At 62.4% G+C, this 13889-nt stretch carries 9 protein-coding genes; 4 read left to right on the top strand and 5 right to left on the bottom strand.

Going from position 1 to position 13889, the window contains the following annotated elements; genetic code table 11:
• Nucleotides 1-75 precede the first annotated feature (75 nt).
• The 4 genes from aptA (at nt 76) to ACT531_RS14905 (ending at nt 6769) form a co-directional block, all read left to right on the top strand.
• Nucleotides 76-1437 carry an omega-aminotransferase AptA gene (gene aptA / locus ACT531_RS14920; RefSeq protein ID WP_476017908.1) on the top strand — a complete coding sequence of 454 codons (1362 nt, stop codon included), beginning with the start codon at nt 76-78 and terminating at the stop codon, nt 1435-1437.
• Between the two features lie 20 nt (nt 1438-1457).
• Nucleotides 1458-2102: a DJ-1/PfpI family protein gene (locus tag ACT531_RS14915; protein WP_476017907.1), complete on the top strand. Its 645-nt coding sequence runs from the start codon at nt 1458-1460 to the stop codon at nt 2100-2102.
• A 55-nt stretch (nt 2103-2157) separates the two neighbouring features.
• Nucleotides 2158-3675 (top strand): CoA-acylating methylmalonate-semialdehyde dehydrogenase, encoded by a 1518-nt coding sequence (locus ACT531_RS14910; protein ID WP_476017906.1) that lies wholly within the window; start codon nt 2158-2160, stop codon nt 3673-3675.
• 253 nt (nt 3676-3928) lie between these two features.
• A complete protein-coding gene (locus ACT531_RS14905; protein ID WP_476017905.1) occupies nt 3929-6769 on the top strand; it encodes a beta strand repeat-containing protein in 2841 nt (946 codons plus the stop codon).
• A 109-nt stretch (nt 6770-6878) separates the two neighbouring features.
• Here ACT531_RS14905 and ACT531_RS14900 read toward each other — a convergent pair whose 3' ends face one another.
• The 5 genes from ACT531_RS14900 to ACT531_RS14880 form a co-directional block, all read right to left on the bottom strand.
• Nucleotides 6879-8150, bottom strand: coding sequence for a TolC family outer membrane protein (locus ACT531_RS14900; protein ID WP_476017904.1), 1272 nt, complete (start codon nt 8148-8150; stop codon nt 6879-6881).
• Nucleotides 8151-8224: 74 nt separating this feature from the next.
• Entirely contained in the window at nt 8225-9550 is a 1326-nt protein-coding gene (locus ACT531_RS14895) for an HlyD family type I secretion periplasmic adaptor subunit (protein ID WP_476017903.1), read from the bottom strand.
• Between the two features lie 21 nt (nt 9551-9571).
• The gene (locus ACT531_RS14890) at nt 9572-11269 is read right to left on the bottom strand and encodes a type I secretion system permease/ATPase (RefSeq protein ID WP_476017902.1); all 1698 of its coding nucleotides are present in this window, start codon (nt 11267-11269) and stop codon (nt 9572-9574) included.
• A 1-nt stretch (nt 11270) separates the two neighbouring features.
• Nucleotides 11271-12974 (bottom strand): type I secretion system permease/ATPase, encoded by a 1704-nt coding sequence (locus ACT531_RS14885; RefSeq protein WP_476017901.1) that lies wholly within the window; start codon nt 12972-12974, stop codon nt 11271-11273.
• 6 nt (nt 12975-12980) lie between these two features.
• Nucleotides 12981-13148, bottom strand: coding sequence for a hypothetical protein (locus ACT531_RS14880; protein ID WP_476017900.1), 168 nt, complete (start codon nt 13146-13148; stop codon nt 12981-12983).
• Between the last annotated feature and the right edge of the window lie 741 nt (nt 13149-13889).

Below are 13889 nucleotides of genomic sequence, written 5' to 3'. Positions count from 1 at the left end.
CAACAATGCCCTACGTCAAGCCCCAGCCCGCTGGGGTTGCCTGCATTTTTTGCCGCCTTTGCACTGGAGAACCCCATGAGCTTCGTCAACATCGAAAAACCCGCCGCCGGTGCCGAAGGCCCCCGCATGGACGCCGAATGGCTGGACGCGCACTGGATGCCCTACACCGGCAATCGCCAGTTCAAGGCCAACCCGCGCATGATCGTGGAGGGCAGCGGTGCCTACTACACCGACTCCGAAGGCCGCAAGATTTTTGACGGCCTCTCGGGCCTGTGGTGCGCGGGCCTGGGCCATGGCCGCCGAGAGATCGCCGAGGCTATCGGCAAGCAGGCGATGAAGCTCGATTACGCGCCCGCCTTCCAGTTTGGCCACCCGTTGTCGTTCGAGCTGGCCAACCGCGTCAAAGAGCTGACGCCCGCAGGGCTGGACTATGTGTTCTTCACCGGCTCGGGCTCCGAGTCGGCCGACACGTCTCTGAAGATGGCCCGCGCCTACTGGCGCGCCAAGGGCCAGGGCACCAAGACGCGCCTGATCGGCCGCGAAAAGGGCTACCACGGCGTGAACTTCGGCGGCATCTCGGTGGGCGGCATCGTGGCCAACCGCAAGCTGTTTGGCCAGGGCGTGGAGGCCGACCACCTGCCCCATACCCAGCCACCTGCGGGCTCGTTCCACAAGGGCATGCCGCCCACGGGCAGGGAGCTAGCCGACCGCCTGCTGGAAGTGATTGCGCTGCACGATGCATCGAACATTGCGGCCGTCATCGTCGAGCCCTTCTCGGGCTCGGCCGGTGTGGTGATCCCGCCCGTGGGCTACCTGCAGCGCCTGCGCGAGATCTGCACCCAAAACAACATCTTGCTGATTTTTGATGAGGTGATCAGCGGTTTTGGCCGCAGCGGCGCCTGGACGGGTGCCGAAGCCTTTGGCGTGACGCCCGACATCCTGAACTTTGCCAAGCAGGTCACCAACGGCGCGCAGCCGCTGGGCGGCGTGGTGGCCACCAAAGAGATCTACGACACCTTCATGGCGGCAGGCGGCCCCGAGTACATGCTCGAATTCCCGCACGGCTACACCTATTCGGCCCATCCTGTGGCCTGCGCAGCGGGCATTGCGGCGCTCGACATCCTGCAAAAAGAAGACATGATCGGCCGCGTGAAGGCGCTGGCCCCGTACTTTGAGCAGGCGGTGCACAGCCTCAAGGGCGCCAAGCATGTGGCCGACATCCGCAACTTTGGCCTGGCCGCTGGCTTCACCATTGCAGCGCTGCCCGGCGAGCCCGCCCGCCGCCCTTATGAAATTGCGATGAACTGCTGGAAGAAGGGCTTTTACGTGCGCTACGGTGGCGACACCATCCAGCTGGCACCGCCCTTCATCAGCACCCAGGCTGAAATCGACCGCCTGATCAGCGCCCTGGGCGACGCCCTGCAAGAAACGGCTTGAGGCACAAGCCCGACCGGCCCATGCGCATCTCCATCCTCACCTTCGACGCCTTCAACGACCTCGACTCGCTCGTGGCGTTTGGCATGCTCAGCCGAATCGCGCTGCTGGGCGACACGGACTGGCAGGTGCGCATTGCGAGCCCCACGCCGCGCGTCACGTCCATGAACGGCCTGACCATCGACGCGCACGAGGACCTGAGCCAGTTGGCCCAGGCCGATGCGGTGCTGGTGGGCAGCGGCATGAAGACGCGCGAGGTGGCGAACACCCCGGCGCTGATGGAGCAGCTGCGTGCGCTGAACCCTGAACGCCAGTTGCTGGCGGCGCAGTGCTCAGGCACCTTCTTGCTGAGCCGCCTGGGCCTGCTTCGCGGCACGCCCGCCTGCACGGACCTGACCAGCAAGCCCTGGGTGGTGGAGTCGGGCGTGGACGTGGTGCCGCGCGCCTTCACTGCCCGTGGCAACGTGGCCACGGCGGGTGGGTGCCTGGCGTCGCAGTACCTAGTGGCGTGGCTGATTGCGCGCCTGAAGGGGCTGGACGCCGCGCGCGAGGTGCTGCACTACTTTGCCCCGGTGGGCGAAAAGCAGGAATACATCGACCGCGCGCTGGCCCATGTGCTGCCGGTCTTGGAGCTCCAGGCCGCGGCAGCCGAATTACTATTAATTTGATAGCTTGTGGCGCATATTGCACTATCGCTTCCGGCACTTTTGACCTGAAATCATCATGAACCACGACAAGAACGTCACCACCACCATCGGCCACCTGATCGACGGCAAGATCGTTGCCGACACAGAGCGCACGCAGCCCGTGTTCAATCCCGCCACCGGCCAATCGACCACCAGCGTGGCGCTGGCTAGCAAGGCCACGGTGGAAGCCGCGATCGCCTCCGCCGAGGCCGCTTTCCCTGCCTGGCGCAACACGCCTCCGCTCAAGCGCGCCCGCGTGATGAGCAAGCTGAAAGTGCTGCTCGAAGAAAACGCCGACAAGATCGCCGCCATGATCACCGCCGAGCATGGCAAGGTGCTGGCTGATGCGCACGGCGAGCTGCAGCGCGGCATCGAGAACGTGGAATACGCCAGCTACGCGCCCGAACTGCTCAAGGGCGAGCACAGCCGCAACGTGGGCCCCAGCATCGACTCGTGGTCCGAATTCCAGGCGCTGGGCGTCACCGCCGGCATCACCCCCTTCAACTTCCCGGCCATGGTGCCGCTGTGGATGTGGCCTATGGCCGTGGCCTGCGGCAACACGTTCGTGCTCAAGCCGTCCGAGCGCGACCCTTCGTCCACCCTGTTCGTGGCCCAGCTCGCGCTGGAAGCCGGCCTGCCCCCCGGCGTGCTGAACGTGGTCAACGGCGACAAGCTGGCCGTGGACACCCTGCTGCAAGATCCACGCGTCAAGGCCGTGAGCTTTGTGGGCTCCACACCCATTGCCGAATACATCTACAGCGAAGGCTGCAAACACGGCAAGCGCGTGCAAGCCTTGGGCGGCGCTAAGAATCACGCCGTGCTGATGCCTGACGCTGATGTGGACAACGCCGTGAGCGCCTTGATGGGCGCGGCCTACGGTTCGTGCGGCGAGCGCTGCATGGCCATTCCGCTGCTGGTGGCCGTGGGCGACGCAGTGGGTGACGCCGTGATTGCGGGCCTGAAGACCGAGATCGCCAAGATGAAGGTGGGCCCCGGCACCGACAACAGCAATGACATGGGTCCGCTGGTCACCAAGCCGCACTTTGACAAGGTGAAGGCCTACGTGGACAGCGGCGTGGCCGAAGGCGCCACGCTGGTAGTGGATGGGCGCTCGGTGAAGGTCGCCGGGCATGAAGAAGGCTACTTCCTGGGTGCCTGCCTGTTCGACAACGTCAAGCCCGGCATGAAGATCTACCAGGAAGAAATCTTCGGCCCCGTGCTGGGCGTGGTGCGCGTGAAGACGCTGCAGGAAGCCATGCAGCTCATCAATGACCACGAATACGGCAACGGCACTTGCATCTTCACCCGCGACGGCGAGGCCGCCCGCTACTTCACCGACCACATCCAGGTCGGCATGGTGGGCGTGAACGTGCCCCTGCCCGTGCCGGTGGCGTACCACTCGTTCGGCGGCTGGAAGCGCAGCCTGTTCGGCGACCTGCACGCCTACGGCCCGGACGCCGTGCGCTTCTATACCAAGCGCAAGACCATCACGCAGCGCTGGCCCTCGGCGGGCGTGCGGGAGGGGGCGGTGTTCAGCTTCCCCAGCAGCCGCTGAACGCGGAATGAACATGGGGTAGCTGCAGGGAATCGCGGTGGCTCCTCAGAGTCATCCAGCCCTGGGGTGCCCCGTTGGCCCCTCTTGGTGTGAACAATGGCACAAAGCTTGTGCTTTGAAGCCACATTGCCGTGTAACTCCTCTAGTGAAACCGCAGCATTCCGATACACTCCGTTGATATCACTATGGGGAGGGCTCGCGCAAGCTTTGCCCAGTCCTCATCGCGGCACCCATTTTCTGCAAGGGTTTCATCATGGCTCTCATCAACGGCACTAACCTCAACAACTCTCTCAGCGGCACAGCGCTTGCCGACGTCATCAACGGCTTCGATGGCAACGACACCTTGTATGGCCAGGGAGGAGATGACCAGTTGTTTGGCGGCAATGGCAATGACGTGCTGAATGGGGGCACCGGCGCTGACTTTATGGACGGCGGTAGCGGCAACGACACCTTCCACGTGGACAACGTGGGTGATGTCGTGAGCGGAGGTGCCGATACTGATCTGGTGCAAGTCACGCTGGCAGCAGGCCTCTACACCCTGGCCGGCGATGTGGAAAACGCCACTGCCATGGGCGCAACCCTGATCAATCTCCAAGGCAATGGCCTTGACAATGTACTGACGGGCAACACCGGCTCCAACCAGCTATTCGGCGCTGGCGGCAACGACACGCTCAATGGTGGCACCGGTGCAGACTACATGGAAGGCGGCACTGGCGACGACACCTATGTGGTGGACAACGCGGGCGACACTGTCGCCGAAGCCGCTGGCGAAGGCACGGACCTGGTGCAGGTCACTATGACCACGGGCACCTATACCCTGGGCTCCGATGTAGAAAACGGCCAGGTCATGGGTTCCAGCGCAGCAAGCATTGTCGGCAACACGATGAACAACTACCTGACCGGCAGCAGCGGTGCGAACACCCTCACGGGCCTGGATGGGAACGATACGCTGGATGGTGGCGCGGGCAACGACCGGCTCATCGGTGGCATAGGCGACGATACCTACATCGTGAGTACTGCAGGCGACGTGATCGTCGAAGCCGCTGGCGAAGGTGCTGACCATGTGGAAGTGGCCTTCACTTCGGCAGGCACCTACACGTTGTCCGACTACATCGAAACTGCCACCGTCACCTCAGGCGCCCAAGGCGTCAACATCACCGGCAACTTCCAGGCCAATGTGCTCACAGGCAGCGCGCTCAACAACGTGCTCTCGGGCGGTGGCGGCAACGACACGCTGGAGGGCCTGAGCGGCAACGACACGCTCGATGGCGGTGCAGGCACCGACCGGGCGATCATCAATGGCAACTTTGCCGACTTCGTCATCACGGCAGCTCCCTCAGGCCTCGCCGGCGACATCCAGCTCAAAAGCCTGACCCAAACCATCATCATCCGTGGTGTGGAAGTGCTGGAGTTCAACGACGGTGACAAAGTCGTGGCAGAACTGAGCATTCCCACCAATGGCAACGACTTCCTCACCATGACAGGTGTTGGAGGGCAAATCAATGCGCTGGCGGGCAACGACACCGTTATCGGCACCGCAGGCAATGACACCATCGACGGCGGCAAGGGCAGTGACCTGATGTCGGGTGGCCTGGGCGACGACGTCTACTATCTGGACTCGCTGACCGATAGCCCAGTGGAAAACCCTGGCGGCGGCAATGACAAAATCTATCTGTCAGTTGCTTCCGGCACCTACGTGTTGCCCACCGAGGTGGAGTGGATTCAGGTGACATCGACCGGGGCCGTGAACGTAACAGGACACGACACCACAGGCAATACCATCACAGGCGGCAGCGGTGCCAATATCCTTACCGGCGGCACCCAAAACGATACCCTGGACGGCGGTCTTGGCAACGACAAGCTCATTGGTGGCTTGGGTGATGATTTGTATGTGGTCAACGTGGCAGGTGACGTGGTCACCGAAAACGTTGCCGAGGGCACTGACACCGTCCGTGTCGCGTTTTCAGCTGCTGGTACCTACGTCCTTGCGGCCAACGTCGAGAACGCAATCGCGGTTGGCGCAATCAACGTGAACATCACGGGCAACTTCCTGAACAATGAGTTGACCGGTAATGACGGCAACAACCTGCTCAACAGTGGCGAAGGCAACGACACGGTCATTGGCAGCTTGGGCAACGACACCGTGGACGGTGGTATCGGCTCCCTGGACATGCTTGATCTGAGCGCCTACGGCACCTCCGGCGATTGGACTGTCACTCGGATTAACACAACAGACATCAAGCTCACCTATACCCTGTTGGCCAATACGTCCGTCACCCTGCGCAACGTGGAGTTTGTCAAATTCAGCGACACAACGACGTCGCCAGAATCGTTGCTGGCGACCGCGAGCACGCCTTTTGCTGACAACCTCTACCTTACCGTTCCTGGAACCCTGGACGGCGGTGCTGGCAACGACACGCTGCATGGCAGTTCAGGCAACGACACGCTGATCGGCGGCACTGGCAATGACGTGATGTACGGCGGAGCTGGCAACGACACCTACCGCGTGGACTCGGCAAGCGACGTGATCGTAGAAAACTCCGATGAGAACCCCGGTGACAACGGGGACACGGTTGAAGTGTTCATGACTACAGGCACCTATTCGCTGGGCTTGGGCAATGATCTGGAGATTGGCATCATCAAGTCCACTGGCGCGGTGAACTTGACGGGCAATGAGCTAGACAACACGCTCACCGGTGGCGCGGGTGCCAACATCCTCATCGGGGGAGCAGGCAACGACACGATCAACGGTGGTCTGGGCGCTGATGTGCTGACTGGCGGAGCTGGTAACGACGAGTTCGTATTCGATACAACGCCGAGCGGCACCAACACGGACAAAATCACGGATTTCGTCAATGGTGAAGATCACATCACTATTGACCTCTCAGGGACCATTTATGGAGGCGGCGTGATCAATGGGGCGGATCTGGACATCACCACGAGCACCTATTTCCGCTACAACGCAGCCACAGGCGCACTGATGTTTGACTCGGATGGTTTCGGGGTTGGCAAGGCCAGCATCAATATCGCGATTCTGGGCACCACCACTCACCCAGCATTTTTGCTCGCCTCGGATGTCACCATCATTGGGTGAGATCAAGAACCGGTGTTGCTGTAGCACAGCAAATTAAAAGCCGCCCAGAGGGCGGCTTTTTTCTGGGTGACTACGGTAAGTGCCTGCAGGAATCACCGGAAAGCAAACACTACTGAAGCAACCCGTTCACTGCCGCGATACCTGCCGCTTCGTCACCTCCTGCGAGAGCCTGCAGGCGCACATAAGCTACCAGCATTTCGTAGCGCGCACGCGCCAAGTCGCGCTGGGCCTGTGCTTTTTTCTGGTCGGCATTGAACACGTCCACCAGGGTGCGCACGCCGGCCTGCATGGATTTGCGGCTGGACTGGGCCAACTGCTCAGCCGATCGCTCCGCTTGTTCCAGCGCACGCACCCTCAGAAAGCCTTCGGTGACGTTGCGATACTCGGTGGTGACACGCAGAGCCAGATCGCGGCGTGCAGCTTCCAGTAATTCCTCGGCCTGGGTCTGGCGCGCCACCGCCTCACGCACGGTGGCGTTCACGTATCCACCGGCATACAACGGCACACTAAGCTGCAGCCCGATGGTGCGATTGAGGTACCGCGTCGCAGGCGATGTGACATTTTCACTGTCGCTACGACTCCACTGGGCCACTGCATCCAGCGTGGGCAAGTGGCCGGAGCTGGCTTTGTCCACCTCCAAGCGGGCCGCTTCCAGCCTCGCCTGCAACTGGCGCAGTTCGGGGCTGCGGGCCTCAGCGTTCGCCAGCCAGTCCTCCAAGCTGCTGGATGGCGGGCTCCAGGTGGCTAGCCGATCGACCGCCAAAGAACGCAACGTCGCCAAGTCCACAGGCGCATTGATCAACAACGCCAACTGGCGCTGAGCAAAACCCTGCTGCTGGCGCGCCTCCAGCTCCAACGCAACGGCCATGTCGAGGCGGGCCTGCGCTTCGTCAATGTCGGTGCGGGTGCCACTGCCACCCGCGAATTGTTTGCGGGCAGCTTCAAGCTGGGTGCTGGTGGCTGCTTTCTGTGCATCCATGAAGTCCAGCTGATCCCGTGCAAACAGGATCTGGGTGTACGCCTCTGCCACGCGCACAGCCAGGTTCTGCGTTTCTTTTTGCAGCCCGGCCTCCACGTCATCACGCTGAGCTTGGGTCTGCTCAATGGTGACCCCGATCGCCTTGCGATACAGCGGCTGGCGCAACGTGAGTGTGGTGTTCTTACTGGAGTAGCGGTCGTTGACGGTCGCCTCCTGGCCCAAAAAATTGGGCTGGGTGCGATCCAAGTTGTTACGCTGGTAGCCGGCGCTTATGCTCAGATTGGGATAACGCTGCGCCTTGGCCTGGCTGACGCGCTCATCGCTGGCCTGCAACGCCGCTCGCGCGGCGCGGGTGGTGGCGTCCTGTAGCAAGGCTGCCTGGTAGGCCTGCTGCAAGTCCATGGCGTACGTGGGTACGCCCATCATCATCAAGGCCGCACATGCCAACGCGGTGGAAGCTGAGGGTCGCTGCACCATCATTCTTCCTTCATCGAACCAGCCATGCGCTTGAACAACGGTGCAGCCAAATAAGTCAACAGGCTGCGTTCACCCGTCTTGATGACGATTTCGGCAGGCATACCAGGCTGCAACTGACGACCTCCCAGCGCCTTCATACCTTCCGGCGTCAACTTGACCCGTGCAAGGTAATAGCTCACGTTGGTTTGAGCATCTGTCAGCAGATCACCCGACACTGTAGCGACCTGTCCGCGGACCACCAGTTGGGGTGTATGCGCAAAGGAAGCAAACCGCACGTCCGCCGCAAGACCCCTATGCACGCGATCCACCAGATGCGGCGCCACGCGCGCCTCCAGCACAAGCGGCTCGCCAGGGGGCACGATGGACATGAGCTGCTGCCCTGGCTGCACCACAGCACCCACGGTCTGCACAGCGAGCCCCACCACTTGCCCTGCGGCAGGCGCCCGAAGTTCAGTACGTGCAAGCTCGCCTCGCAAAGCGTTGTAGCGCTGACCTTCGGGGTCGACATCGCGCACCGTCTCTGCCAAGGCCGCTTCGACCTCTTTGCGGTACTCCTGCTTGCGCGAGAGGATTTTCTGGCGCAGTTCGGCCACGGTGCGCTGACTGCGTGACGTATTGCCCAGGAGTTCGGCGATGGCAAGGTTGGCATCGGCTGTCTGACGCTCCAGCTCCAGCTGCCGGTTCCGCGGCGCATAGCCCTCCTTCACCAGTTCGCGGGTATGACCCAATTCGTCCTGCAACAGAGCGCGCTGGGCCCGGCGGCTTTCCAACATACCGGCGTAGGACTGCAGGAGTGCATTCAAGCCTTGAACGTTTTCTTCCAAACCCTGCAAGTCAGCGCGCAGGGCCGCACGGCGCGATTGCAATAGTTGCCTCTGGTTATCGAGCAGCTGTCGGATTTGCGGCTCCGCCTCGGCCGCGGCCAACAGATCCGACGCAAAACGTGGCGTATCCGAATCTGCCTTCTCGGCCTCCAGACGCCCCTGCATGGCACGCAAAGTGAAATAGCGAAGACGCGACGCTTCGTGGTTGGCACGGGTGGTGGCATCGTCCAGAACGATGAGAGGCTGACCTTCTCGAACAGTCTCGCCCTCATGCACCAAGACTTTGCGCACGATGCCGCCCGACAGGTGCTGCACCACCTTGCGTTTGGTGTCCAGCGTGACCATGCCCTGGCTCGGCACACCTTCGTCCAGTGGTGCAAGAGCGGCCCAGAGTAGAAAACCGCCCAGCCCCAGGCCCAGTGTCCACAAGCCGATGCGCGCTGCACGGCCAGTATCGGTGGGGGGCTCAGGCAAAGGAGAGGTCGTCAGGGGAATCGACATAACTTGATTTGGACAATGGATTCAGACAGGCAACGCCTGCGGTGCGGCAGATGCGGGCTTCAGCTGGGCGAGTACCACGTCGCGCGGGCCCTGGGCACGCAAACGGCCTTCATGCAGCACCCACAGCTGGTCAGCCAATGCAAGCGCACCCGCACGGTGGGTAACCAGCAAGACAGTAGCGCCCCTTTGGGTGAGCACGCGCAGCGTCTGCAACAGCGCGGCTTCACCCGCGTCGTCCAGATGGGAGTTGGGTTCGTCGAGGACAACAAGGTCAGGCTCCCCATACAACGCACGAGCCAGCGCGATGCGCTGCCGCTGGCCACCGGAAAGCGAACGCCCCCCTTCGCCCACCGGAGTGTCATAACCCTTCGGAAGACGCAGCACCATCTCGTGCAAACCAGCGGCCTGTGCCGCTGCAACGACCTGCGGAGCGTCCAACTTACCGTTGACAGTGTGAAAACGCGCAATGTTTTCCGCTACCGTACCGGTGAAAAGTGCTGTCTCTTGCGGCAGATAGCCCACACGCAAACCGCCGGTCGTCAGCTCGCCGCCGGTCAGAGGCCATGCACCCGCCAGCGCGCGTGCCAAGGTGGACTTACCCGAGCCCGACGCCCCCAACACCACTGTGAGGGTGCCGGGCTGCAGCGTGAAGTCAAGCCCGTGCAGGACGTCCTGCACACGTCCAGGCGGGGCCACACGCATGCCATGCGCAACAACGGGACCTCCCGCCCCGGAGACGTTTCGCGCGCCACTTTGTGTAGCGGCAGCCGGATAGTCCGCCAACAGCGTTGCCAGGCGGCCATAAGCGTCACGTGCACCCAGTAGACCGCGCCATATGCCCACCAGTTGATCGATCGGCGCCAGCGCGCGTGCCATCAGGACGTTGGCGGCAATCATCGCGCCAGGCGTGAGTTCTCCGTGAATAACCAGAAGGGCCCCACCCGCCAATGATGCGGTCTGCTGCGCATAACGCACAAACTTGCTCCATGCGGTGATCCGATGCGTGAGCCCCTGCAAATCCACGTGGCGCCGGGCTGCACGGGCATGCAGCCCAAGCCACCTCTGGCGCAGTGGCAGCGCCATGCCCAGCGCTTCCACAGCTTCGGCGTTGCGCAACTTGCCCTGCAGATACCCATTCGACTCTGCCTGCGCCTGAGACAGCGCCTGGGCCGGCGCAATCGTGCGGCGCTGACCGAGCCACGCCAGTGCGGCCTGGATGAGCGCGAACCCGATGGCCACTAGGCCAAGCAGCGGATGCAGCAGAAAGAGCGCCGCCAAATACACCAGAGTCCAAGGCAGGTCACAGAACGCGAGAATGCCAGGCCCCGTGAGAAACTGACGCAGCTCCGTCCAATCGGAGAAAGGCTGGCCACGCTGCGCTTCTGGCTCGCGGGCACTGCGTGCAAAGGCAGCGGAGCAAATACGCGGCCCTAAAACTTGATCCAGCCGCCCCCCCAGACGCACAAGCAGGCGAGCACGCATCGCGTCGGCAAAGCCCATTGCGACGAACAGGAACAGCGTGACCAGGGACACCACAAGAAGCGTGAGTTCACTGCGGCTGACCATGACGCGGTCATATACCTGGAGCATGTAGAGCGTGGGCGTGAGCAGCAACACACTCACAACCATGCTGAATAGCGCCACCACCGCCCAAGCGCGGCGCTGGGCCCAGAGGGCCCGGCCAATGTCACCGCGTGAATGATTGCTGAAAATATTCATGTCACACGGCTACGGAGTTGTTGTTCTGATTGGCTTTCTGCAGCGCAGCCAACACCTCGTCACGAGGGCCAAAAGCGCGCTGCGCTCCCCCAAACAACACCAGCGCTTTGTTGGCCACAGCCAGCACGCCAGGCAGATGGGTCATGACCACTGTGGTCGCGCCGCGCGCCTTGGTATACGCAATGGCCTGCACCAGTGCCTGATTGCCCGCCTCGTCCAGACTCGCATTGGGCTCGTCCAACACCACGAACGCAGGAGCACCATACAGTGCGCGTGCCAAAGCCACGCGCTGGCGCTGCCCGCCGGACAACATCACCCCCTCTTCTCCGACCGGAGTGTCATAGCCCTGCGGCAAGGCAGCAATCCAGTCGTGCAGCCCTACTGCACGCGCGGCCTCGTGCAGCGCCGCCATGTCGGGTTCGCCAAAGCGGGCTATGTTCTCGGCCAGCGTGCCAGCCAACAGTTCAACACTTTGCGGCAAATAACCGAGGTGCGGGCCCAGCTCGGTCTTGTTCCAGGTGCTGACGTCGGCTCCATCAAGACGCACACTTCCCCCCAACGGTGCCCACAGGCCCACCAGCATGCGAGCGAGCGTGGTCTTGCCGGATGCGGAGGGACCAATCACCGCCAGCACGTCCCCCGGCTGCAGGCCGAACCCAATCTGGCGCAGCATTGGAGGGCCACCAGCGGACGCCGCGGCTGTGAGGCTTTCCACCGCCACATGACCTCGCGGCGCGGGCAGGGACATGGAGGGCGCAGCAGCGGGCATCCGCTCCAGAAGGTCCGAGAGGCGCTGCCATGCCAGGCGTGCTTGGACCACCTGGCGCCATTGAGACACCAACTGCACCAGCGGGGCGAGCACTCGCGCCCCCAGCACAGAACTGACGATAAGCATGCCCGCTCCCCCGGGTAACTCATCACGCAATAGCAACCATGCCCCTAGCCCCAGCAATGCCGAGGATAGCGTAATCTGCAACCCACGGCCTAGCGCCTGGTACATGCCCGCGTTGTCGGAGGCACGGGCCTGCAATGTCATCGTCTCCCGGTGCATGCGCAACCAGCGCGCCTGCATGTCTGGCGCCATGCCGAGCGCAGCCACCACTTCAGCGTGACGCAAGGTGCCATCTACGTAGGTACGGGCTTGAATATCGGCTTGATTGGCGCGAGCCAGAGGCTCAGTAGTGCTACGCTCGTTAAGCCATGAGATCAGGGTTTGCAACAGAGCGAGGGCCAAGGCCACCCAGCCCAGCACAGGCTGAATGAGGAACAGAACCACAAGCGCAATCAAGGCGACAGGAGACTCCAGCGCCGCTGCCAAGGCTGCGCCATGGAAGGCGTCGCGCAGCGTACGCAAATCGGAAAGAGGCTGCGTTCCAAGGGTCAGCCCCTTTTTGAGATGGGCGGATTGCGTCGCCTCGAATGCGCGGGGCGCCAGTTCAGCATCGAAAGCACTACCCGCCTCACGCAGGGTTTCGGCACGGGCCCACTCCAGTACCTCCATCACGGCCAAAGCAACCAGCGCCATGAGCGTGAGCATGGCAAGCGTCAGAACGTTGCGGCTATCCACCACACGTCCGTACACCTCGAACATGTACACCGTAGGCACGAGCACCAGCAGTCCTGCGAGCACAGAAAACACAAAAGCCCGCCGCAAGGCGGGCGTCTGCCGCGCAAGGGCCTGCGCGACTTCGACGGGAGGGGTCATTGCAGATTATTTGGAGAAAAACAGCGCCACACCCACAATCTCGTCTGCGCCCGTGGCCACCATGCTCAGGGCATTCTTGGCGGAATTCAGCGTGGCAATACCGTTGAATAGCGTGGAGGCCCCGTCGGAACAAGTCTCTCTGAAGGCAGCAGTGTAGGCGCTGGCGTTGGTCATGGCTGTAAGAGTTCCGGTGTAAGTGCAGCCTGTCGTGCTACTGCCAGACACGGCGCCAGAGGTAGCCACGGTCCAGCTCACGCTTTGCGCATTGCCACCGACCGATGCCTTCCAGGCCCCTGCGGCATCGGCCTGCACTGCGGCTGAAGTCAATGCGTCGGTTTGCGCCAAGGTCAACGCGCCACTCGGCAGACCGCTCAGCGTCAGAGATTTGGGTGTAGATGCAGACGCGCTCCACTGACCATTGACAGATGCGGCTGCAGTGCTCTGACCTAGTGCATAGGCCTTACCACCCAGAGTGCCGCTGTCCTGCGCGGTGAGCTTAACAAGGCGACTTGCATCGTTAGCCAGGAGCCAGACTGTCGCAGATGAGTTCGCGGCGGGTGTCCCAATGGCCGTATACGCAGGCGTGCTCCCTGCCGCCGTAGCCCAGCGCCCCTGCACTTGCGTTGAAGGACCGGATGCAGAAGGTCCCTCACCACCGCCTCCACCACCACAGGCAGTGAGGGCACAGGCCAGCAGAACGTAGAGTGTCAAACAAGGTTTGTTTTGCACAGTGGATGCTCCTAATAGAAAGTGTGAACTGTTTTGAGTGCCCGCCCGCACTGGCAGAGCAACAACGGCCATCCGAGCAGCCGCGAAGAAGAAGAGCTTGATGCAGCCCTCAGAACCAGAACCCGTGAGGCATATCCGGCGCCATTCCCACTACCGACAGCGCCATGTGCCCCGGCGCCCCCGGGT

This window comes from Acidovorax sp. DMC1, from assembly GCF_056314325.1.
Note: the sequence above shows the minus strand (reverse complement) of the source record. Positions and strands in the feature narration are given on the sequence as shown.

Coding starts and splice junctions, on each gene's coding strand:
- aptA (WP_476017908.1), top strand. CDS start 76: ATGAGCTTCGTCAACATCGAAAAACCCGCCGCCGGTGCCGAAGGCCCC.
- ACT531_RS14915 (WP_476017907.1), top strand. CDS start 1,458: ATGCGCATCTCCATCCTCACCTTCGACGCCTTCAACGACCTCGACTCG.
- ACT531_RS14910 (WP_476017906.1), top strand. CDS start 2,158: ATGAACCACGACAAGAACGTCACCACCACCATCGGCCACCTGATCGAC.
- ACT531_RS14905 (WP_476017905.1), top strand. CDS start 3,929: ATGGCTCTCATCAACGGCACTAACCTCAACAACTCTCTCAGCGGCACA.
- ACT531_RS14900 (WP_476017904.1), bottom strand. CDS start 8,150: ATGGACTTGCAGCAGGCCTACCAGGCAGCCTTGCTACAGGACGCCACC.
- ACT531_RS14895 (WP_476017903.1), bottom strand. CDS start 9,550: ATGTCGATTCCCCTGACGACCTCTCCTTTGCCTGAGCCCCCCACCGAT.
- ACT531_RS14890 (WP_476017902.1), bottom strand. CDS start 11,269: ATGAATATTTTCAGCAATCATTCACGCGGTGACATTGGCCGGGCCCTC.
- ACT531_RS14885 (WP_476017901.1), bottom strand. CDS start 12,974: ATGACCCCTCCCGTCGAAGTCGCGCAGGCCCTTGCGCGGCAGACGCCC.
- ACT531_RS14880 (WP_476017900.1), bottom strand. CDS start 13,148: ATGACCAACGCCAGCGCCTACACTGCTGCCTTCAGAGAGACTTGTTCC.